This window comes from Edaphobacter lichenicola (assembly GCF_014201315.1).
In the GTDB taxonomy this organism is placed as follows: Bacteria; Acidobacteriota; Terriglobia; order Terriglobales; family Acidobacteriaceae; genus Edaphobacter; species Edaphobacter lichenicola_B.
This window is the reverse complement of record NZ_JACHDY010000005.1, coordinates 126,542-148,050: the sequence shown is the minus strand read 5'-3', so window position 1 is coordinate 148,050 and position 21,509 is coordinate 126,542. Positions and strand designations below refer to the sequence as shown.

General features: G+C 59.4%; 16 protein-coding genes. 7 read left to right on the top strand and 9 right to left on the bottom strand.

The features are described from left to right. Window positions 1-139 precede the first annotated feature (139 nt). The 4 genes from HDF09_RS16010 to HDF09_RS15995 all read right to left on the bottom strand — a co-directional run bounded on the left by HDF09_RS16010 (window position 140) and on the right by HDF09_RS15995 (window position 4,399). Window positions 140-775 (bottom strand): YdeI/OmpD-associated family protein, encoded by a 636-nt coding sequence (locus HDF09_RS16010; protein ID WP_183768148.1) that lies wholly within the window; start codon window positions 773-775, stop codon window positions 140-142. Between the two features lie 65 nt (window positions 776-840). Beyond that, on the bottom strand, window positions 841-1,059 hold the full coding sequence (locus tag HDF09_RS16005) for a DUF7336 domain-containing protein (protein ID WP_183768146.1): 219 nt from the start codon (window positions 1,057-1,059) through the stop codon (window positions 841-843). Between the two features lie 77 nt (window positions 1,060-1,136). Continuing rightward, entirely contained in the window at window positions 1,137-2,900 is a 1,764-nt protein-coding gene (locus HDF09_RS16000) for a L,D-transpeptidase family protein (protein WP_183768144.1), read from the bottom strand. 296 nt (window positions 2,901-3,196) lie between these two features. Continuing rightward, the gene (locus HDF09_RS15995) at window positions 3,197-4,399 is read right to left on the bottom strand and encodes a hypothetical protein (protein WP_183768142.1); all 1,203 of its coding nucleotides are present in this window, start codon (window positions 4,397-4,399) and stop codon (window positions 3,197-3,199) included. A gap of 147 nt (window positions 4,400-4,546) precedes the next feature. Here HDF09_RS15995 and HDF09_RS15990 point away from each other — a divergent pair, with 147 nt between their 5' ends. Further along, complete coding sequence (locus tag HDF09_RS15990) at window positions 4,547-4,984, top strand: DUF2251 domain-containing protein (RefSeq protein WP_183768140.1); 438 nt, start codon at window positions 4,547-4,549, stop codon at window positions 4,982-4,984. Between the two features lie 39 nt (window positions 4,985-5,023). On the opposite strand, the gene HDF09_RS15985 is transcribed toward HDF09_RS15990, so the two are convergent. Continuing rightward, entirely contained in the window at window positions 5,024-5,557 is a 534-nt protein-coding gene (locus HDF09_RS15985) for a 5' nucleotidase, NT5C type (protein WP_260181376.1), read from the bottom strand. A 116-nt stretch (window positions 5,558-5,673) separates the two neighbouring features. Here HDF09_RS15985 and HDF09_RS15980 point away from each other — a divergent pair, with 116 nt between their 5' ends. From HDF09_RS15980 to HDF09_RS15965, 4 genes are all read left to right on the top strand, one after another. After that, a complete protein-coding gene (locus HDF09_RS15980; protein ID WP_183768138.1) occupies window positions 5,674-7,365 on the top strand; it encodes a M1 family metallopeptidase in 1,692 nt (563 codons plus the stop codon). Between the two features lie 101 nt (window positions 7,366-7,466). Then, a complete protein-coding gene (locus HDF09_RS15975; protein ID WP_183768136.1) occupies window positions 7,467-8,246 on the top strand; it encodes a zinc ribbon domain-containing protein in 780 nt (259 codons plus the stop codon). Between the two features lie 264 nt (window positions 8,247-8,510). After that, window positions 8,511-10,181, top strand: coding sequence for a DHA2 family efflux MFS transporter permease subunit (locus tag HDF09_RS15970; RefSeq protein WP_183768134.1), 1,671 nt, complete (start codon window positions 8,511-8,513; stop codon window positions 10,179-10,181). A 561-nt stretch (window positions 10,182-10,742) separates the two neighbouring features. After that, the gene (locus tag HDF09_RS15965) at window positions 10,743-12,284 is read left to right on the top strand and encodes an outer membrane beta-barrel protein (RefSeq protein WP_183768132.1); all 1,542 of its coding nucleotides are present in this window, start codon (window positions 10,743-10,745) and stop codon (window positions 12,282-12,284) included. Between the two features lie 106 nt (window positions 12,285-12,390). Here the strand turns inward: HDF09_RS15965 and HDF09_RS15960 are convergent, their stop codons facing one another. From HDF09_RS15960 to HDF09_RS15945, 4 genes are all read right to left on the bottom strand, one after another. Continuing rightward, window positions 12,391-13,425, bottom strand: a complete 1,035-nt coding sequence (locus HDF09_RS15960; protein ID WP_183768131.1) for an aldo/keto reductase — start codon at window positions 13,423-13,425, stop codon at window positions 12,391-12,393. 78 nt (window positions 13,426-13,503) lie between these two features. Further along, window positions 13,504-15,369, bottom strand: coding sequence for a beta-L-arabinofuranosidase domain-containing protein (locus HDF09_RS15955; protein WP_183768129.1), 1,866 nt, complete (start codon window positions 15,367-15,369; stop codon window positions 13,504-13,506). 71 nt (window positions 15,370-15,440) lie between these two features. Further along, entirely contained in the window at window positions 15,441-17,009 is a 1,569-nt protein-coding gene (locus HDF09_RS15950; protein WP_183768127.1) for a hypothetical protein, read from the bottom strand. A gap of 144 nt (window positions 17,010-17,153) precedes the next feature. Next, on the bottom strand, window positions 17,154-19,193 hold the full coding sequence (locus HDF09_RS15945) for an ATP-dependent DNA ligase (protein WP_183768126.1): 2,040 nt from the start codon (window positions 19,191-19,193) through the stop codon (window positions 17,154-17,156). Window positions 19,194-19,449: 256 nt separating this feature from the next. Between HDF09_RS15945 and prfA the strand changes: the two genes are divergently transcribed. Beyond that, entirely contained in the window at window positions 19,450-20,526 is a 1,077-nt protein-coding gene (gene prfA / locus HDF09_RS15940) for a peptide chain release factor 1 (protein ID WP_183768124.1), read from the top strand. A 116-nt stretch (window positions 20,527-20,642) separates the two neighbouring features. Next, a complete protein-coding gene (locus tag HDF09_RS15935) occupies window positions 20,643-21,500 on the top strand; it encodes a VOC family protein (RefSeq protein ID WP_183768122.1) in 858 nt (285 codons plus the stop codon). Window positions 21,501-21,509 lie beyond the last annotated feature (9 nt).

The following is a 21,509-nucleotide window of genomic DNA, read 5'->3' as shown; positions in this document are numbered from 1 at the left end:
TGATTGCTGGCCTGGGTAGGGAAGACATCGCTGCAAGTCTATAGCTTCGTGGAAGGATGCATACTGAAAACTTAATGGAGGAGATAACCCACGGTGCGTTCGTGGGGTTAGAGGCAGAAGAACAGACCGTATCGGGACGCTAGCAGTTCTGATACTTCCAGTTGCGCTGCTTGCCCTCGGCGATCCATTCGATTGCAGTTGCGACGCGTTTTTCGCGAGTCTCAGGGCGCTTGGCGTCGGCGATCCACTCGGTGTACTCGCGCTTGCAGCTGGGGCTGAAGGCTGCGAAGACTGCGGCGGCTTTCTTGTTCTTCTTCAGGGCGGCGGCGAGCTCCTCGGGGGCTTCGACCGCGGCCTTCGAATGCTTTACCAGTTTGTTTCTGCCTGCCATGGGGCTGGTGTACTCGCCACGGTCGATGAAGCCGGTGGCCTGGCGGATGAAGGAGAGCATCTGTTTGTCGGAGGGCAGGTCCTTGACGGTGGTGATGCGGCCGAGGGTGCCCATGCCACCACGCTGGACGATGCCTGCCTCGTGCAGGACCGCGGCGATCTCTTTGCCCCAGAAGCCGAAGCTGCAGTGCTCTTTGAATGCCGCCATGTTGCCGAGGTTGACGCCGCCATACTCGAAGAAGGGCATGCTCCATTTGATGGTCTCTTCGACGTTGGGACAGGCTTTGTGGATGAGACTGCGTAGATGCTCGAGGATTGGCTGCGCAAAGGGCTTCGACTTCGCGACGTACATGTCTACCCTGGGGTTGAAGTTTGCAGCGGGCATGCTTTGTCTCCCTGTTTTCGAGGACAGCAGTTTACACGGGGCAATGAATAGAGACCTCACATCCACTAATCGACGATGAATCCCTCGGTCCAGCTGTCCTCTCCTAATTCACGCAAATGGATCTGGAAGCCTTTCGTAAACTCGCTAAACCCAGCTTTGTTACTCAAACGCTCAATAGCTGATTCTGCATCCTTTTCAGTTGCATAAACCCCGATCAACATACCGTTATCCTCGTCCACATCATCCTTTGTATGAAACCACAAGAGATAAACACAGTTCTTCATTTTTAACCTCACTGAATCCAAGCCAAGTCAGTTGTAGTTTCGGCTTTAAATTCAAAACTTATCTCATAACCTTGGTGCTAGACCGTCTCGCCCTCCTTGGTTTTGGGCACGATGGGTTCGGGTTTGACCGGGTACGGCGGCCCCTTCGAAAAGACCTTCTGCATCTCGGTGTCGTAGTTGTAGATGTCGTCGAAGAAGTGGACTTCGTTGTCGTCTTCGACGATGGCGGTGAGATAGAAGATGACGATCGGGAGAGGCGTCTTGAGGCTGACGGTCTTGTTGTCCGGGCCGCTGTTCATCGCCTCGTTCACCTTGTCGAGATCCCAGTCGCCCTGACCCTGGAGAACCCAGGCGGCGAGGTCGGCGGGCTTCTGGACGCGGATGCAGCCGTGGCTGAAGTCGCGGCGGGTCTGCTCGAACAGCGAGATGGCCGGCGTGGAGTGGAGATAGATGTCGTACTGGTTGGGAAAGATGAACTTGACCAGGCCGAGCGAGTTCTTGGGGCCGGGCTTTTCGCGGACCATCACGGCGCCCTGGGCTACCTGGTGGGCGGTGTAGTCGGTTTGGATGACGCCCTTGTTGTTGGTGACCTCGAAGTTCTTGCTGGCGAGGTAGCCGCGATTGGACTCGATGTGCGGCACCAGCTCCTTGCGGGCGATGTCGACCGGAACGCTCCAGTAGGGACGGAAGACGAGGTACTTCATCATGTGCGTGAAGACAGGGGTTTCGTGCTGGCCCATCACTTTGCCGACGACGACGCGCATGGTGAAGTCGAGCTTGTGGTCGGGGTCGAAGCCGCGCAAGACGAACTCCGGCAGATTCACCATCAGGCGGGCGTGCAGATAGGGCTCGGGGAGCCAGCGCCAGCGTTCGAGAGAGTCCTGCAGCTGGGCTACGCGGAGGTCCATGGGGACGTTGAGGGACTTGATGGTTTGCGCAGTTAGTTTGCCGTCTTCGGTGAGGCCGTGGCGATGCTGGTAGTGCTTGACGGCGTCCGAGAGGGTGGAGTCGAACGTCATGGGCAAGGGTGGTACGGGGTCGCCTGGCGCTGGCAGGTCACCCTCAAGTCGAAGCCGCATCACCAGAGCGCTCGCTGCCGGATAGGTGCCGCCTACCGAAACGGCCTTGGCCACTGTTGGAAGCGGGTCTTCGTTTGACTGCGCCTGCTGCTTTGCAAGGTCCATGTAGTGCGCCAGGGCAGCTTCGGTCTGGCGATATTCTTCGGAGTTGGGTTCGACACCTGCGATGAGCTTCGGCACGTCGGTGGCGTCTACGGCGTTGTCGGAGACGAACTCGGCGAGGTCATACTTCTTGTCCTGTACGGGGATCTCGAAGTTGAAGTGCGATGGATTGACGCGGCCTATGCGCAGATCGGAGATGTAGCGCATTACGTTGACCGTCATCGCGACGTCGAAGAGCGAGATGGCGTCTTCAGATTTGCTGTTGAGGGCCTGAACGCGATCGGCCCAGCGAGGCGCGTCGTAGTCCTCGGGGATCAGGCCCTTCGATGCGGCGCCCTGGAAGGCCTGGATGAAGCTCTTCGCCGAGTCGGTGGGTGCTCCGTCGCGTGTCCATGCGACCTCGTAGTTGCGGTCGTCGTAGAAGGTGGCCACGATGGATTGGTAGTCGGAGAAGTTCGGCCAGCGCAGATTGGGAACTTTGGTGGTGTCGACCTTCTCGGGCGGCAGAACTTTTTTCTCGACCATCTCGTGCAGCTTGTCCGCGTACGCCGTCGTGTTGGGCTGCGACTTCGACTTGCGGTGACGGTGGCATCCGCCCACCAGCAGCAGAACGGTAAGGGCAGATGCGGTGCAGGCAGTGCGGAGAGAGACTTTCATCATTGCGGACTAGACCATCCTTCAGGGCGCAGCAAATTATGAGGGTGCGGACCCATTATGCCGTATCTCCCGACAATTCCGCGATGCGGATACAGTTCGGCTTCGCAACTGCCGGGTCCTGCCGGACGGGCCCGCTGCGCGCGGGGCGATCACTTCGTGATGGGTATACCCCTTCGGTTGGCGCTCCCGTTGGTCGCGAAGGATGATCATTCCGACCAACGGGAGGACCACGCGAAGCTCTAAAAAGGCGTGCGAACGCCCGCCCCACGCGTAGGGGGTCCGTCCGGCAGGACCAGTTTCTAACGCGCGATCTCGGGCAGCAGCGAGAGGCAGAGAATCGCCTGCATGAAAAGGATTGCACCGGAGAGCGCGAGAAACATCTTGCGCTGGCGCATCTCCAGCACGTCCGCGAAGACTCCGCCGACGAAGGTGAAGAGAAATGGCAGCGCCCACAGCCAGGGTTGCGATACCGTCTGCGTGGTGACCAGCGGAAAGAGCAGCAGAACCATGACCAGCGGCGCGGTATTGCCAAAGTAGCGGCAGCGCCGGGCGGAGACGTAGAGCAGGAGCGCCACGAGCGTGGCCACGATGATGGGTGCATTCGCTGGGCTCAGGAAGAAGCGTTTTGCTCCATCAAGCGCAAACCAGAGACGCGCTCCGCCGCCGGTGAAGATGTAGCTGAACGGCGCGAGGCGGAAGGCATAGAACGCGAAGAGAATCGCTAGTGCGCCGACGGCTGCGAAGACGAGGATCTGCATGACGTAGCTGCGCCGGCGCTCGGCGAGATACATCATCCACACGACCGCCATGACAAAGCCGATGATCGCCGCCAGCAGATGCGCGGCGGCGGTGAGTCCGAGGGCGAGGGTGAGCAGTGCGATTCGCGGTCGCCATTTCCGCCGTGGACCATGCATGGCATGAGCGACCCCAATTGCGGTGTAGACGAGCCCGTAGAGTCCCCACATCGCCAGGACTTCGTTGTTGGGTGTTACGGCGGATCGGACGATGGCGGGACAGAAGCAGTAGAGCCCGAGCGCGAAGAATCCGCCTTCGTTGCCGAAGAGCCTGCGCGAGACCCACCACAGGCCGCCGCCAAGCCAGATGGCGAAGAAGAGGAAGGGCAGATGCAGAAGATATTTGACGCTGAAGAGCTCGTGCCGCGCCTCCCACGTCGAGCCGTTCAGCGAGCCCTGCGCATAGAGCCGGTTCTCCGGCTTGCGAAGCTTATCCGCGCCGAGCATCACCAGCCGCTGCACGGTAAGGGGAAAGCCGGCTACGCGATACGCAAAGGTGCCGTCGCCGTTGAGATTGCCGCAGGTGGTGAAGTAGCCGGCGAGCGGCGAGGGGCGCTCCCACATCTCGCGGCCGCACTCGGCGTAGCGGTAGTCCTGCTGGGAGAGCTGCTGCCGGCTGACGACCCAGAGGCACTCGGCGAGAAAGACGAGCAAGAGCAGCGCAGCCAACTGCTGCGGTCGTCCGAACTTGATGCGGGGGAGCTTCATTCCCATTCTGAGGTATGCCGGCCTTTATCTTTCCTTGAGTCTGATCTCGCATCCGGCTGTCCGGGTGCAACTGGCGTGCACTTTGCCGCGTGACCTGCACCGCCGGAGGGGTTCGGCAGCCGCCTCATCGAGTGTATCGTGAGAGATATGCAGTCGCTTTCTTTTACCCCTGGCCGTGCCTTTCTCTCAGTCAACTCGCCCGTCGTTCCGTGGACCGTGGTCTTTGAAGACGAAGGTGTCGCTGGATACTTTTATGCCTGCGATCGCTCGCAGGAGGTGCATGAACACAGCATTATGGACGCGATGCTGATCTACAACGTGGCCGCGCTGGCTAAGAGCGACGCCGAGCTCAACCGCCCTGAGCCGCAACGCATCGCCTCGGTGGAGTGGTCGCGCGATGGCCTGCAGGCCGTGCTCTATCTCGATGGAACCGCGCAGGCACTCTATGATTTTCAGGCACGCTGCGGATACTGCCGCATGGACTTTCCGAACTTCATGTCGGAGCAGGGCGATACGTGGCGTAAGTCGAGCCATGCCTGGTCGGATGCCGCGTTGCAGCGCTTTGAGTCGAGTCTGTACGCGTGAGGAAGCGGCTTCGAGGTTAGCTTAGAAACAGCTTCGCGGTCAGCTCAAAAACAACTTCTCCACGTCGAGCCAGTCATTGACACGCTTGTAGCCGGTGACCCCGGCGTTGTGGGGTGAGCTGTAGAGGATGCCTTCGCCCATGAAGCGCCGCAGCTGCCGCGGGTTGTCGTCTATCAGATAGTCTGCGCGGAGGATGCTTTTGTCGCCACAGTAGACGATGTTGGATGCGGGGATGAACGGGAAGTGCTTCGCCAGCCAGCGGTACTTCGCCTGGAAAGAGGTGGGCACCTCCATCGCGGCGGTGGCGATAAAGACCTCGTAGCTGCCGTGCAGCCGCTCGAGGACACGCTGCGACTCCGGCATCACGGCCAGCACCTCGAAGAAGTCGTCGGACCGCAGATAGGCGTCGAGTATGGCGTGACGGTCTGTTGAGACGACGTCCCACAACCACTTACCTTGCAGGTCTTTGAGGGTGACGTTCTCGCCGAAGTGCTGGTTGTAGCGCAGTAGATGCTCGCCGAGCGCATCCGCCATCACCTCGTCCATGTCGATACAAATTCGGGAGAGTGCCATTCCAGTCTTTGTTTTAGCAGGTGTCCGCGCAGGTGTCCAAAAAAGCGGACGCGTGCCCTTCGTGTCCCGTTCTTTGGTTGCTTCGCGCGCGCGGAAATCGCGATAGGCTAAAGTCAATGCTCACGATCGTCCTCCGCAACCGGCTCCTCAGGCTTTTCCTGGTGTCCTCAAGTCTCTCGCCGCTCTTCGCCCAGACGTCACAGCCTGCTGCCAACGCAACGACGACGCCTGCGATCAACGAACCAACGCACAAAGAACCCACCCACGCCGACCTTCTGCGCGGAGCCTACGGGCCTTATCGCGCCAACAACGATCTCCTCTTCTATCGACTCGACCTGCGCGTCGATCCTGAAAAAAAGTTCATCAGCGGCACGAACACCATCCGCTTCAAGATGGTTGCCGATGGCACGCGCATCCAGCTTGAACTCTTTGCTACGTTGCAGATCGACAAGATATCCATGGGCAAGACCACGTTGAAGTATGAGCGAGACGGCGGGACCTTCTTCGTCGACTTCCCCAGGACGCTGCGCAACAGCCACACCTACTCGATCGACGTCCGCTACTCGGGAAGCCCTGTGGAGACAGGCCGTTTCGGCTGCTTCACCTTCAAGCAGGACACCGTCGGGCATCCCTGGATCAACACCGCCTGCGAAGAGACCGGCGCGAGCGTCTGGTGGCCCAACAAAGATCAGTGGCGCGACGAGCCGCAGGAAGGAATGGAGATCAACGTCGCCGTTCCGAACGGCCTGATGGATGTTTCGAATGGAAAGTTTATGGGGAAGAAGGATCTCGGCGACGGCTACACGCGCTGGGACTGGAAGGTGCACTACCCCATCAACAACTACGACGTGGCGCTGAACATCGGCAACTACGTCCACTTCGACGACAAGTTCGGCGACCTCCCCCTCGACTACTACGTTCTGCCCGAGGATCTCGAAGGAGCGAAGCGCCAGTTCGCGCAGGTGCCTGGCATGATGAAGACGTACTACCACTACTTCGGCGAGTACCCGTTCAAGAAGGACGGGTACAAACTCATAGAGGTTCCGTACGCGGGCATGGAGCACCAGAGCGCCGTCGCCTACGGCAACCACTTTCACAACGGCTATCTGGACCGCGACTGGACAGGCGTCGGCATCAGCCCGCGCTTCGACTTCATCATCATTCACGAGAGCGGCCATGAGTGGTTCGGCAACGCCATCACAGCGGCCGACAAGTCCGATATGTGGATCCACGAGGGCTGGACCACTTACCTCGAGTGTCTCTACGTCGAGTACAACTACGGCCACGAGGACGAGGTGAAGTACGTCAACGCGCTGAAGAAAAAGGTGAAGAACGACCGGCCGATCATCACCGCACGTGGCACCAACGCCGAGCCCCCGCAGGACCAGTACTTCAAGGGCGCGCTCTTTATCAACACCTTGCGCAGCATTGTGGATGACGACGCCCGCTGGTTCGCACTGATCCACGACTTCTATCAGCACTTCCAATATCAGAACATCATGATCGAAGATGTCGAGCAATACTTCAACCAGCAGACCGGCATGAACCTGACGCCGGTCTTCGATCAGTATCTGCGCCACACCGCGATCCCCACGCTGGAGCTGAAGTTTGACGAGCCCGCAGGCACGGTCCAATACCGCTGGCAGGCCGACGAAAAAGACTTCGCCATGCCGGTGCGCGTAGGCTTGAAGGAACACTGGGAGATGATCCATCCCACCACCGAGTGGCAGACCATGAAGACGCCGCTCACCAAAGATCAGTTCGACGTGGCGACCGATTTGTATTACATCAACGTCTACAAGCAGTAGGGCGCATACTTAACAACTAGCGAGAGCAGTGCTAGACTTCGAGTTTTCCGCTGTAGTTGAGTTTTTTCAGCGATCGAAGTGAGTGGAAAGAGAGACGTCAAATGCATCCGGATCTTGAAAAGCTGATCGTATTGCAGGCGCACGACGTCGAGGCCAAACGGCTTCGCGATGAGATGGTGGCTTTGCCGAAACACGTGGCGGCGCTGGAAGCCAAGGCGAAGGCGTTCCAGGGTCAGCGCGCAGTCATCGTCGACCTGATCGCCAAAGAGGAGGCGCTGCGGCGACGGCAGGAGTCCGACGTGAAGGATCAGAGGGCCAAGATCGACCGCACGCGCAAACACATGGACCTCGCCACGACGACCGTGCAGGTGACCGCGTTCGAGCACGAGATTGCCTTTGCGCAGGCAGAGATCAGCAAGCTCGAAGACGCCGAGATCGAGAGCATGGAGCGCAGCGAGGGGTTGGAGTCGCAGAAAAAACTCGCGGACGATGCCGTCACCGACGCGACCACCACGTTGGAGGGCGAGCGAGTCCGAGCGACCGACACCATCGCCGCGGATAAGACACTGCTGGCTGCGGTTGAGGAGAAGCGCATCGCCGTGCGTGCTGAGATCGGCGAGGCCGCGCTCTCCACCTACGACCGCATCGCAAAGGCGAAGGGAACGGCCGTAGCCGAGGCACTCAATCAGAAGTGTATGGCCTGTCAGATGATGGTTCGGCCGCAGCGCTGGAATGACCTTCGCGACCGAGGCAACGACGAGACCATGATGACCTGCGAGAGCTGTGGGCGCCTGCTCTACTACGATCCGGCGCGGGACGCTCCGCAGCGCAAGACGGTTCCAGTAGAGAGCATAGCGGCGTCAATTATTCGATCGCTCTAAAACCAGCAAGCATAATACCGGCAGCGGTCAGCGCGAGATATTTTCAAGCGGGCGTTTGTGCGGTCAGTCTTGTCCGTGGCAGTGCACCCCATTTGCCTCGCGACCAACGGGAGCGCCAAGTGAAGCGGTATACAAGTCACGAAGTGACCGCCCTCCGCGTAGGAGGCCCGTCCGGCAGGACACAGCTTTAAAACGGCTCCCGCTCAGCATTTTGTCCGAAACTCTCTGAATCCCGGCCTGGTCGATACAATCTAATCTCCACACATGGCAGCTACAGTAGTCGACCTCCCCGAGGCCCAGCTCTCTGAAGCGAGTAGTCCCGAGCACCACCCAGCTGTCGAACGCCTCTGGCGTCCGCGGATCAACCCGTGGATCATTGCCATGACGGTGACCCTGGCGACGTTCATGGAGGTGCTTGACTCATCGATCGCCAACGTCGCGCTGCCGCACATCGCCGGCGGTCTGGGCGCTACGCAGGACGAGGCCACGTGGGTATTGACCGCGTATCTGGTCGCGAACGCCATCATCCTGCCCGCCGGCGCTTATATGACGACGTTCATCGGGCGCAAGAAGTTCTACATGATCTGCGTCGCGCTGTTCGGCATCAGCTCGGCTCTCTGCGGCTTTGCTCCTTCGCTTCCAATTCTGATCTTCTGTCGCATCCTTCAGGGCGTTGGCGGCGGCGGTCTCGCGCCGTCGGAACAGGCGATTCTTGCCGACACCTTTCCTCCCGAGAAGCGCGGGCAGGCCTTTGCGATGTATGGCCTCGCTGTCGTCTGCGCGCCTGCGATCGGGCCCACACTGGGCGGCTACATCACGGACAACTTCGACTGGCGCTGGATCTTCTTTCTCAACGTCCCCATCTGCCTGATCTCGCTGTTCCTTACCTCGCGCATCGTCGAAGATCCGCCTTATGTGAAGAAGCAGGTCGAGCTCTCGCAGAAGGGCGGCATCAAGCTCGACTTTCTTGGCTTCGGCCTGCTGGGTCTCACCTTCGGCTCGCTCGAGTTCATTCTCGACAAGGGCCAGGAGGATGACTGGTTCTCCTCTCACCTCATCACCTTCTTCGCGGTGACCATGGTCATTGCGTTCATCGCGATGATCTGGTGGGAGCTCAAACAACTGCGCGAAGGCCATCGCCCGATCCTCAATCTCACGCTCTTCAAACGCCGCAACTTCGCCATCAGTTTTCTGCTGATGTTCGTGCTGGGCTTCTCACTCTATGGAACGACGATCCTGATCCCGCAGTTCGTCCAGACACTGCTAGGCTACACCGCCGAACTGGCCGGGCTTGTCCTATCGCCCGCCGGCCTGATGATGATGTGCATGATGCCGATCGTCGGCGTTCTGGTGGGCAAGGTCGATCCGCGCAAATTGATTGGCTATGGCTTCGTTATGCTGACGCTGTCACTCATCACGATGCATACGCTGAACCTTGGAGTCAGCTATGGCTATCTGGTCTTCGTGCGTTGTTTCCAGGCATCGGGACTCGCCTTCCTGTTCATTCCGATCAACACGATCGCTTATATCGGCGTGAAGCAGTCGGAGAACAATGATGTGTCCGGCCTGACGAATCTGGCGCGAAATATCGGCGGCTCTGTGGGAACGGCGTTCGTCGCCACCATGCTGATACGCCGCACGGCAAACCATGAGACGAACATGGTCCGCAATCTTACGACGGGCAATGCTTCCTTCATGGACCGTGTGGCAAAGCTGAAAGGAATGTTCGGCGGCCATACCAGTGGCAACCCCATGACAGGCACCGGCTCCCACACCGCCCAGGCTTATCTCTACAACGAGCTGCACCGTCAGGCAGGGATGCTCGCCTATCTCGACATCATCCAGTACATGGCAGTCTTCTGCGCCTGCATGCTGCCTCTGCTCTTTTTCATCCCGCGGCCGCCTAAACACGCGAGCCCATCCGCCGGCCATTAGACCTGTGCAAGTTACAAATTGCCGATTCCTAGCCCGGGATAACTCTACGCCCTCAGAACCGGCGGCTCGCTCTCCGTCGAGAGCCGCGGCTAGCAGCCCCGGTAAAGGCTGATCGCAAGATTGTATGCACGAAATCGCACCTTCGAGGGAACCGCCCCCGCAAACCCACCTCCCAAGACCGCGTTCATTTCCCCCTCGAAGCCAACGCCGACAGCCTCTCTCATCCGAAGCAGACGCTCCACATTGACATTCCTCTCGGCGAAGCGCACCATCTTTGCGTTATCAGGAATCGCAGTATTGCACCAATAGGTCGTGTATCAGACTGATGCGGCCTGATTGGATTGCAACTCCGTAGGCGAGCAGTCCTTTACGAATTCATTATGCCTTCTTGACGAACTCGTTATAGCCGTCTCGTTAGGCTCTGAATATCAGCGTCCTGCGGCCTGGCAGCTCCTTTCTACCAGCCACAGCGGCTGTAAGGAATGGAGAGCGTCAGTGAAAAACAGGATAACGTCATGCGGCCAGCGATTCGGTCTCGCTGCATTCACCTTTGCAGCGGGGATGGCTCTTTGTACAAGCGATCTCCGGGCTCAGACGACAGAGCCGAATCTGCAGACGGCCGTAGAAAATACTCAGGCCACACCGGAGCATCAGACAGCTCAGGATCAAAAGATTCAGCAACTGCAGGACAAGCTCGAGGAGATCCAGAAGCAATTGATGGAGCTCAAACAGGCTAGCTCCTCCGCTCCGGAGACCCATCACACCACGACGGCGAAGGCCTCAGTTGCCGCGGCCGATCTGAGTGAAACGGAGCCGGAGGTCACCGACCCAGCCAGCCCGCACTCAGAGCCGTTCGCCTTTGCCGACTTCACCTGGCTCACCGGCAACCCACGGACCAAGGACACGCCGTATGCCACCAAGTTCTTTACGCCGGATATACGTTCGGACGTGAGTTACACCTACGACTTCCGCCATCCGCAGGACGACACGATCGTCGGGTCGAGCGAAGTGTTTCGTTCCAGCGAGGTTGCTCTGACGGACCTTGGCATCGGCGGCGACTTCCACTATAACAACGTGCGCGCCCGCGTTTTGAGCCAGATCGGTCTTTACGCCACGGCCACGCCGCGCAATGATGCCAGCCCCTCGCGCGGTCAGTGGGACCTTGCCAACGCCTATCGTTATGTAGGTGAGGCCAACGCCGGCTATCACTTCAACGTGCAACACGGCCTGAACGTAGATGCGGGCATCTTCCTCTCCTACATCGGCCTGTTCTCGTTTTACCAGTTCGATAACTGGGCCTATCAGCCGTCCTACGTGTCGTCCAACACGCCCTGGTTCTTCAATGGTGTGCGCGTGCAATGGTTTCCCACTGCCAAGCTGAAGATCGAACCCTGGTTCATCAACGGCTGGCAGTCCTACGGCCGGTTCAACAATCGGCCCGGGCTGGGCGGATCGATCCTTTATCGGCCAAACGGAAATTGGTCGATCGTCGGAAATCAGTACGGCTATGGAGAGGATGCGCTGGGCGTAGGGTCACGTACCCGCTACCACACCGACGATAGTGTTCAGTACAAGTACTACGAGCGGCCCAACTCCTTCGTCAGTAAGGCCGCCGCAACTTTGACCGGCGATGCAGGCTGCGAGAGCGGAGGCGGCGTAAGCTGCTTTGGCAACGGGAAGACTGGGCCAAAACAGAGCTTTCTCGGCTTCATGGCCTACAATCGCCTCTGGTTTGACCATGACATTTTTGGCCTGACCCTTGGCGGAGGACGCATCAACAACCCTGGCCGCTACCTCGTCCTTCTCCCGCCGATCAATGGAGCTACTGCGGCTTCAGGAACACCCTACTTCACCGAGAACCCGGGTGATCCGTTCAAAGCGTGGGACGCCTCCGTGACAGCCGACTACATGCCGAGCCAGTACTTCACCTATCGGCTGGAGTACAACCACCGTGCGGCGAACGTCCCCTACTTCGCCGGACCCGGTGGCGTCACTCCGCCCGGAGGCAACACCGGCGCGGCGGGTTCTCTCGTCTCAGGTTGGAGCCCGGATCTTCGCAACAGCGAGAACCGCGTTACCTTTGCGTTTCTGATGAAGTTCTAATCGCAGATACAACCGCAATGCAGTTCAAGGGAGCCTCCGGCAACGCGCCAGAGGCTCTCTCTTTTTATTGGAACGATCTCACTGGTGGAGCGAAGTATTGACGTGTCTAAACCGGGAACGGGTTCCGCTCATGGAACTGAACCTGGTGCCAGTACGGATAAGTCTTTGGCAACTCGCTCGCCTTATCGAGCTTGGCCACCTGCTCTTTGGTGAGCTCCCAGCCGATGGCTCCGAGGTTCTGCTTTAACTGCTCCTCGTTTCTTGCTCCGACGATCAAAGTTGAAACCGTAGGCCTGCGCAGCAGCCAGTTCAGCGCGATCTGCGGCACGGTCTTGCCGGTCTCCTTTGCGATCTCGTCGATGGCATCGACCACCGTGTAGAGATACTCCTCAGGAACCTGCGGCCCCGCATCGTTCACGATGTTTGAGTTCAGACGACTGTCCTTTGGGATGCCGGTCTCGCGGCGGATCCTGCCGGTCAACCGTCCCCAACCCAGCGGAGACCATACCAGCGCGCCCACACCCTGATCGGCGGCTAGTGGCATCAGCTCCCACTCGTAGTCGCGTCCAACCAGCGAGTAGTACACCTGATGGCCAACATAACGCGACCAGCCATAGCGCTCGCTTACGCTCAAGGACTTCATCAGATGCCATCCCGAAAAATTGGAGCAGGCGATGTAGCGAACCTTGCCTTGGCCCACCAAGTCATCGAGCGCACGCAGCGTCTCCTCCACCGGCGAGGTCGCATCGAACGCGTGCAGATGATAGATGTCGATGTAGTCAGTGCCGAGCCGCTTCAGCGAGCGCTCCGCTGACTGAATCAGATGGTAGCGCGACGAGCCTACATCGTTCGGCCCCTTGCCAAGCCGAAAGGTCGCCTTGGTCGAGATCATCACATCGTCGCGATTGTGCTTGGCCAACGCCTTGCCCAGTGCCTTCTCGCTCTCGCCATCGGAGTATACATCTGCCGTATCGAACAGGTTCATCCCCGCATCCATACAGATGTCAACGATCCGATTGGCTTCCTCCTGCGTCGTCTCAGACCAAGCTTTGAAAAACTCGTTGGCAGTGCCAAACGTACCCGCACCGAAGCAGAGCTCCGGCACCTTCAAACCCGATTTACCAAGCTGTCTATATTCCATGCGGATTAAGATGCAGCCAACGCCCTTTCCGCTGTTAATTTTCGGCTGCCGTATTTGAGTTTTTACTTTACCGCCGGGTCAACCAGGCATATTGAGATACGTCGAATAGGCGCGGCTACCGACCGAAGTAAACGGAACCATCTTTACCGGGGCGTTGGCACTTTGGATCGTCCACTCATCACGCGCGGACTGTTGTATTGCGAGCACATGCGCCTTGCTTGTTATCACCAGCTCAGAGGCCAGTGCAAACAATACTCTCGGTCCAAACATTACTGCTACAGTCTCCGGATGCACCTCATCCAGTATCTCGATTCGTGGCTTCATCGGCAGTTGCAGCTTCACCGTGTCACCCGTTCGCCATCTGCGTTGAACCGTCGCAAAGCCCGACCTGACCGTCATCGGAACAGGGCTTCCATTTACTTCTAGTGAGGCTGCATCCGCCCATGCCGGAATTCGCAGCTTCAGCCCAAACAAGGCCGGTTGCGAGGTCTTCATCCGCAGGCGAATCTCCGGCGACTCCGGGTAAGTTCCTTCCTGCTCCATCTCTATTTTTGCTTCACCCTCGGCCCACCGCAGAGTAGAAGGAAGATAGAGATTCACCCACACTGCTCCGGGCTCATGAAAGTAACCGTTGATCCAGTAGTCTGCGACAACCTGCGGCAGTGTACCCGAACAGCAGGGCCATCGGTGGACCGAATAAACTCTCTCCCCGCCAGATCCCTGTTTATTCGATGAGCCAGCGACGTCGCCGGACGAAGGACGTGAGTGATAGTCCGAATAGTAGAATGCCTGCCCATCCTGTTGTAGCGGCATCGCTCCGAGGACGGTGTTGTACATCACCCGTTCCATACTGTCGCCGTAGCGTCCTTCGCGTGTGCATCGCAACAGATAACGGGTCAGCTTCATGTGCGCATACGATCCACAGGGAGTCTCGAAGCTGTTATGGCTCGTCGCGAGACTCTCAAAGACCTTGCCCGAACCCGGCGCCTGCAACATCTCATCCGGTCCCCACCCGCCAGTCGCAAAGCTCTGAGCAAGAAGCATATCGAAGCCATTCTTCGCGGCGCGCAGATGTTTTTCGCTTCCTCCAACCATATAAGCCTGCATGGCCGAACACAACGCATTCACGTAGCTGTATGCGTGCTTGCCGCCGAGCACGTTCTCTCCGCGCGCGAGAGGGTCGAAGTAGGTCGCGTCATCCATATAGCGCTTCGCCATCTCACGATATTCGCCTCCCTCGGCTCCCATCTGTGCCGATACGAGATACAAATTCTCCGGAAGCGTATAGCTCTCGTCCCAGGTCCAGGAAACATCCTTCCTCGTCCGCCAGGTCACTTCGCGATCCACTGCGTGCCCCGGCAGCTCAGGTAGTGCGGCCTTGCGTGTGCGCTCAAGAATCGCGAGAGCGTCCTCGTCGCCGGCCAGCCTATGAGCATCCATCAAGCCGCAGACCAGCTTGTCGAAGCAGTAGGCCGGAAATCTATTCTTCGCGAAATATTCGGTTGCAATCGTCTGTGAGTAAAGATGGTTCAGATGCACTACTCGCTCACGCAGCGCCGGATCGCCCGTGATCGCATGCATTCGCGACAAGGCCGAGACCCACTGTCCAAACGTTGCACTCGGCGCCAGCCCCGCGTCTTCTTTCTTGTAGTCGTAGTCCGCCCGGTACTGATACCACCCGCCGATATCTTCGCCCGGCGCATCCTGTCCCACCATCTTTCGGAACGGCATCAGCAGACTGTCATCACTAAGCCCCATCAGAACAGTACGTACGTTCTCGATCTGGGCTAGATGCGGCGTACTAGTCAGCGTCACCTGACCGTAGCCCACCTCTTCAAGCGGCTGTGCACCGACCGCGGCGAACCCCACTCTGTGCAGCGCTTCGCCCGCGGCTACGGCGGCTCCCCCCTGCAATAACGCGCGCCTGGAAATCCCAGCTCTCACTCAAACATCATCCGCCTGAGCAGACACATCTGTCACCAGCCACACTAGGAGTAAACTCCGTCGGCGTGCAACTAATTCGGCTGCTCCGAGCCACTTCGCGTATTGCGCATGTTGATCTTGCAGGTGGCGGACTCCGGCGGATGCCGCCACCATATCTGGAAGTCGCGGGTGACGTCGGTCAGGCACATCGAGCGAAGCTGAGCCTGAACATCCGGATCACGGTCGGTAAAGTACGGGACGTGCGTGGTGTCCTCGACCACCACCTCGGCCGCACGAACACCGGCGAGGATGCGCTCGCGGTCCGCAGGAAGCTGCTGGTGCGGCATTAGAAACCATGCGTCCGGAGAGCCGATCGTTGGATAGTAGCCGTGGACTCCCGTCGCGTTCGACATCATCAGGACCTTATTCGTCGAGGCAATCTCAAGAATCTTCGCCATCTGCGCAGCATACTCGGGCTCTGCGTAGAGGTTCTTTGTAATCGGGGAGCGCTGAGTGCCCCTCCACGCGGCCAGAGTGAGCCGAGCCTGCGACAGCTGCGCACAGAGTCCGATGCCGATAAAGAGGATCAGAGCGCGATTTTGCCAGCGAGGAGCCGCGAGCAGCGAGATGCCAAGGAGCACGCCCGCCACAACGATTGGATCGTAGATGATGTGCTGCCCGTCACCTTTGTAAGCCGCGAGTGCAAAGAAGATCTGCAGCGCAGCGCAAAATGCGACGGCGGCGTGCCTGGGATCGAGTCTACCGCTGCGGATCATTACGGCGATCGCCCGGGCTCCCATAACAGCCAGTGCGAGCGTGCTGAGGATCCACCATGTAATCGGTGTGACGATGTAATACGCGAGGTAGTACTTCAAACTGTGGCCGGCGGGGTGCAGGAAGCCCTTCAGGTCGTTGTAATCCATTTTGCCCGCCGACCCGTAGTAAAACTTCAGTCCCAGCATGGGGAGCGCGGTTGCCAGAGTGGATTGAACCCCGAAGTAGGCGCTTAGACCAACGAACAGGACAACGTACGTTAGAACGCCGGGAGCAAAGCGCCGAACCAGAAGCCGGATCGAACGGTCGCTGTTGAACCACCAATCCGCTGCGAGATAGACAGCGAGAAGGCCGGTGAGAAGCAGCGGCAGCGAGGGAACGCTGAAGCAGCCAATCACGGAGACGGCAAGTGCCGCGTCCGCTCGTCCTTCCACGAGAAGGAGCAGGGCAAACAACATCGACAATTGCACCAGCGAGTAAGGAAAGTTGGGATTGACCCACAGAAGAAGAGGAGCAACCGCGACCACCGCAGCGAGATACAGCCATCGCGAGGAGAGGCCACGCAGGAAAGACGCCCAGAACACCACCATCAGGATCAACACGACGACCGTGCAACCGATCATCGGCCAGTAGCCGCGGCCGAAGATCGCAAACAGGACGCGCTGAATCAGGACTGGAAGAAGCCCGTACTGATAAAAGGCATCCACCCCCAGGCGAAGATGTTCGGCCAGCATGTAGTCGAGGTTGAGGAAGTTGCTTCTGTCCGCAAAGACCCAGAGGTAGTACGAAAAAAAGATGGGCAACGAGAGAAGATCCAGCAGGACGAAGCTGGCGAGTAGGACGACAAATTGCGTTACCCTGCCTGGCGCATGACTGTCTTCGATCATCGTCTCCCCGGCGAACTAGGTGGCTGTGGAACGCACTCTAGCAGGCAGAGGGAGCTATAGCAACCAGGAAATAGGTTTCCGTCATTACGATCGGCGAGCACCGAAGACTTCTTTCGCTCAAGTTCTTCCCGGCGCGCGTTCGCTCTACTCCACCGGTTTGTCGACCTGAGACTGATATACCTCTTCCACCCGCGAGACGGTATCAATCTCGCTCACCGGCTTGTCCGTCCGGATCTTCAGGATGCGCGGGAAACGCAGCGCAAATCCGCTCGCATGACGACCGCTGCGCATGATGTTGTTGAACGCTACCTCCAGCACCATCAACGGTTCCACTGTGCGAAAGAACCCCTGGTCTTCGAGAGTGTGTTCCATCATCCACGCGCTCATCTCGCCGATCTCGACGTCCGTCAGGCCCGAATAAGCTTTGCCGACGTTGAGCAGCTCGCCCTTATCGCCGCGCACCGCAAACGTATAGTCGCTCAAGATACCGGCGCGCCTCCCATGCCCAAACTCCGCCCCCGTCACCACCACGTCCAGGGTCGCCAGCTCGCGCTTCAGCTTTACCCACGCCAGCCCGCGCCGGCCCGGCTGATAGACCGACCCCGCAGCCTTCAACATCACTCCCTCGTTCGCCCGGGCCCTGGCATCGGCATAGGCCCGGTCGATCTCTTCGGCCGACTCCACCAGCCGCGACGGCGAGATCATCAGCCTCTCCACTGGGGCACTCTCCTCGACTGCAAATAACACCGCCTGCGAATCACGCGCCCGCTCGTCCACCACCAGCGGAGAGGCCACGCGCTCTACCAGACGCTCCACCACCGCCTCCAGCCGATTGCGCCGCTCCCGCAACGGCAGCTCCAGCAACAGTTCACCGTCGGCGCACATCAAGTCGAAGGCCACAAAGACGACCGGCACCTGCTGCCGCCACTCGTTCGAGACGCGCTTGCGTCCAATCCTCTGCCCCAGCACGGCGAACGGCAGAGCGCGCCCCTGCTCGAAGTCCCACCCCAGAATCTCTCCATCCAGGATCAGGGAGCTCGGGATCAGCGAGCCCGCAGCCGCATCCGTCTCCGCACGAATCTGCGCAAACGCCTCCTCAAGCTCCGGAAAGCTTTCGGTCACATCTTCTTTATTGCGCGAGTAGATCGCCACGCGCCCCGGCTGACCGGAGTCTCCGCAGTGTATCTGCGCCCGCATCCCGTCGTACTTGTCTTCGAGAAATGCTTCCACGCCCTGTGTGGCTGCGGCGTTCGCAAGCGTCGTATCACCCCCCGCCTGCGTCTCTTTTGCAATGACATCTTCCGGCGGAGCATCGGCAAATTCTTCGGCATCGGCATAGAAGCTTTGCGCCTGCACAGCCTCTCCAGGCTTATGGTTCGCTGCCTCCACGACGACCACCTTCTTGTCTTTACGAGGCTTCTTTGTCTTTACCACCGGCACCTTCGCAGGCTTTTCGGTGAACCGCTCCACCGCCTCCTCCGGCGTCTCCACCGGCGAGGCCAGCATAAATCCCAGTGGATGAAACAGCCGCATCCTGGACTCATGCAGGGTTCCAGAGAAGGCTCGCCGCACTGCGCCGCCGAGATCCGCCTCCAGCATCACCGCTCGCCGCACAGCGTCGACAGAAGCTCCAGCCGCAACGGCAATCGCCTCCTCCACAAGGCTCTGCTTCACTCCAATCCGCATATCGCCAAGCATCAGCTTCAGCAGGTACTTCGCTTCAAGCGGAGTCGCCCGCCGCAGCAAGCCCTCGACCAGAGCCGCACGAATCGCCGTCGTCTTCGCCACCGCCATCGCAGCAAACGCCTCGGCCACGGCGGCCAGCGTCAGCTCTGCGGTCTTCTCTGCCCTCGCAGCGAACAGCAGATCGAAGGCCGCCGCACCCATGTCTCCGTGGCGGCGGTAAGCCGCAGTCAGCATCTGGTCGCTGGCTCCGCTGACCGCCAGCAGCGCCTTGGAGAGTAAAGCCCCGCCGGCGTTCAGCTTCCGCGAATCCGCCTCAGCGAACGGCGTTCCAGCAAGATAGAGCGCCAACAAGCCCGAGTCGTCGCTCTCCGGCCCACTCTCCGAGCTTGCCGCGTGCACCTTCGAGATCGTCTCAGCGATCGCCGCGCGTTTTTTCAGCTTTCCGGCCTCCTTCGCCAACTCGTCCGCCAGCTCCGCGACCACCGCAAACAACGCCATACCTTCAACCTCGCCCCGCGTGCCCGATTCCCCGTTTGGTATCAACTGATTCCACTCCAGTAAAGATGCCAAAAAGGGGCTGGCTGCACCCTGCGCACAAGGAGTAACATCTAAACAGATATGAACGCAGTCGCAAATACGGTGTTTCTCTCCCGCGTGGCCCAGTCTCCCGACCGCCACGACTTTGCCTAGCTGCGCCTCTCCTCGACCCCGACTCTTCTGATCCCCTAATCCCTTTTTACTCAATGGAGTAGCTATGTTCGACCGCCTCGATCAACTTGAAGCCCGTTACGAAGACCTCGGCAGGCAGATGTCCGACCCCACGCTGGTCAACGACCAGAAGAAGTTTCAAGCCATCGCGAAGCAGCACCGCGACATGGAGCCCACCGTCGAGAAGTTCCGCGAGTACCGCAAGATCAGGGACGGCATCGCCGATGCCAAAGCCATGCTCGCCGACCCGGACCCCGAGGTAAAAGAGATGGCGCAGGCCGAGCTCGATACCCTTGAACCGCGCCTCGAGCCAGTTGAGGAGCAGCTCAAGGTTCTGCTCCTCCCCAAAGATCCCAACGACGAGAAGAACGTCATCCTCGAGCTGCGCGCCGGCACCGGCGGCGACGAGGCCGCACTCTTCGTCGCAGAGGTCTTCCGCATGTACATGCGCTTCGCCGAACAGCACAAGTGGAAGGTCGAGATCCTCTCCCAGACCGAGTCCGGCATCGGTCACGGCCTTAAGGACATCACTGCCATCATCGAAGGCGAAAACGTCTACTCGCAGCTCAAGTACGAGTCCGGTGTCCATCGCGTACAGCGCGTTCCGGCAACCGAAACGCAAGGCCGCGTCCACACCTCTGCCATCACCGTCGCCGTTCTTCCCGAGGCCGAAGAGGTCGACATCAAGATCGAAGCCAAGGACCTGCGCATCGACACCTTCTGCTCCTCCGGTCCCGGCGGCCAGTCGGTAAACACGACTTACTCGGCCGTGCGCATCACGCACCTGCCGACCAACACCGTCGTCAGCTGTCAGGATGAAAAATCGCAGATCAAGAATCGCGAGAAGGGAATGCGTGTTCTCCGCGCCCGCCTCTATGAAGTTGAGGCCGAACGCATTCACCAGCTCCAGGCCAAGGATCGCAAGCAGCAGATCGGCTCCGGCGACCGCAGCGAGAAGATCCGCACCTACAACTTTCCGCAGAACCGCCTCACCGATCACCGCATCGGTCTCACCAACCACCAGCTCGCGATGGTGATGGAGGGCCAGATTCAGCCCACCATCGACGCCCTCATCGCGCACTACACCGCCGAAAGACTCAAGGCCGACGCAGAGGCTGCCTGAGGCTGCTTCCCACCGACGTGGCAAGGAGCATGGCAAAGAACGACGAGACGGCTGACTTGAAACTCCTAAAACTTGAGAGGAGGATTTCACGTCAGTCTCTTCCAGAGGATCGACCTATGATCAGGCAGCACCGGAGCGCCCACCGCTCTGCCCGTACCGCAATGCACGTCGTCATTCTCGCCGTTGTTTCAGCCCTCTCAGCACCCCTTCTTCACGCACAGCCCGATACCAGGACACCACCCTTCAACGGCATCGCCCACGTCGCCCTTCGCGTCCACGATCTTGCCACCTCCGTAGCCTTCTACGAGAAGCTCGGCTTCGAACAGGCCTTCGACCTGCGCAAAGACAACGTCCCCTACGAGTCCTTCCTCAAGATCAACGACACCCAGTTCATCGAGCTCCACGCGGCCGCCCCAACCGAGCCCGATACCGGCCTCCTGAGCCTATGCTTCGAAGGCGCCGATCTTCAGGCGATCAACGACGACTACCGCAGCCACGGCCTTAACCCCACGCCCATCCTTAAAACAAATGCTGGGAATCTCCGCTTCATCCTGGGTGGCCCCCTTCAAACCTCTAGCCCACAGACCATCGAGTACACCCAGTACCTCGCTGGCTCGCTCCATAGCGAAGACCAGGGCAAGCACCTCGGCCCCGACCGCGTCGGCGAAAAGCTGATCGCTGTCTCGGTCCCAATGGCAGACCCCGCCTCGGCTCGCGACTTCTACATCAACCAGCTCAACTTCAAGCCCATCGCCAACGATCCGATGAGCCTCCACATGCCTGGCGAGAGCGGCCAGGAGCTTGAAATCATACCCGCAACCACCGGCACGCACGCTCGTATGACGCTCGAATCGAGCAACCTCGCCAAGGCCGCGCGCCACCTGCACAAAGAAGGCATCTTCGCCGTCAAAAACGGAGCCACCCTCACCGTGATCGACCCCGACGGCAACGTGCTGATCCTCGAAACCCGCTAGCGAACCATC

Excerpts from the sequence above, each read along its gene's own strand:
- HDF09_RS15970 (WP_183768134.1), top strand. The coding sequence starts at position 8,511 with ATGGCAGCTACAGTAGTCGACCTCCCCGAGGCCCAGCTCTCTGAAGCG.
- HDF09_RS16005 (WP_183768146.1), bottom strand. The coding sequence starts at position 1,059 with ATGAAGAACTGTGTTTATCTCTTGTGGTTTCATACAAAGGATGATGTG.
- HDF09_RS16010 (WP_183768148.1), bottom strand. The coding sequence starts at position 775 with ATGCCCGCTGCAAACTTCAACCCCAGGGTAGACATGTACGTCGCGAAG.
- HDF09_RS15990 (WP_183768140.1), top strand. The coding sequence starts at position 4,547 with ATGCAGTCGCTTTCTTTTACCCCTGGCCGTGCCTTTCTCTCAGTCAAC.
- HDF09_RS15965 (WP_183768132.1), top strand. The coding sequence starts at position 10,743 with ATGGCTCTTTGTACAAGCGATCTCCGGGCTCAGACGACAGAGCCGAAT.
- prfA (WP_183768124.1), top strand. The coding sequence starts at position 19,450 with ATGTTCGACCGCCTCGATCAACTTGAAGCCCGTTACGAAGACCTCGGC.
- HDF09_RS15975 (WP_183768136.1), top strand. The coding sequence starts at position 7,467 with ATGCATCCGGATCTTGAAAAGCTGATCGTATTGCAGGCGCACGACGTC.
- HDF09_RS15935 (WP_183768122.1), top strand. The coding sequence starts at position 20,643 with ATGATCAGGCAGCACCGGAGCGCCCACCGCTCTGCCCGTACCGCAATG.
- HDF09_RS15945 (WP_183768126.1), bottom strand. The coding sequence starts at position 19,193 with ATGGCGTTGTTTGCGGTGGTCGCGGAGCTGGCGGACGAGTTGGCGAAG.
- HDF09_RS15995 (WP_183768142.1), bottom strand. The coding sequence starts at position 4,399 with ATGAAGCTCCCCCGCATCAAGTTCGGACGACCGCAGCAGTTGGCTGCG.
- HDF09_RS15985 (WP_260181376.1), bottom strand. The coding sequence starts at position 5,557 with ATGGCACTCTCCCGAATTTGTATCGACATGGACGAGGTGATGGCGGAT.
- HDF09_RS16000 (WP_183768144.1), bottom strand. The coding sequence starts at position 2,900 with ATGATGAAAGTCTCTCTCCGCACTGCCTGCACCGCATCTGCCCTTACC.
- HDF09_RS15950 (WP_183768127.1), bottom strand. The coding sequence starts at position 17,009 with ATGATCGAAGACAGTCATGCGCCAGGCAGGGTAACGCAATTTGTCGTC.
- HDF09_RS15960 (WP_183768131.1), bottom strand. The coding sequence starts at position 13,425 with ATGGAATATAGACAGCTTGGTAAATCGGGTTTGAAGGTGCCGGAGCTC.
- HDF09_RS15980 (WP_183768138.1), top strand. The coding sequence starts at position 5,674 with ATGCTCACGATCGTCCTCCGCAACCGGCTCCTCAGGCTTTTCCTGGTG.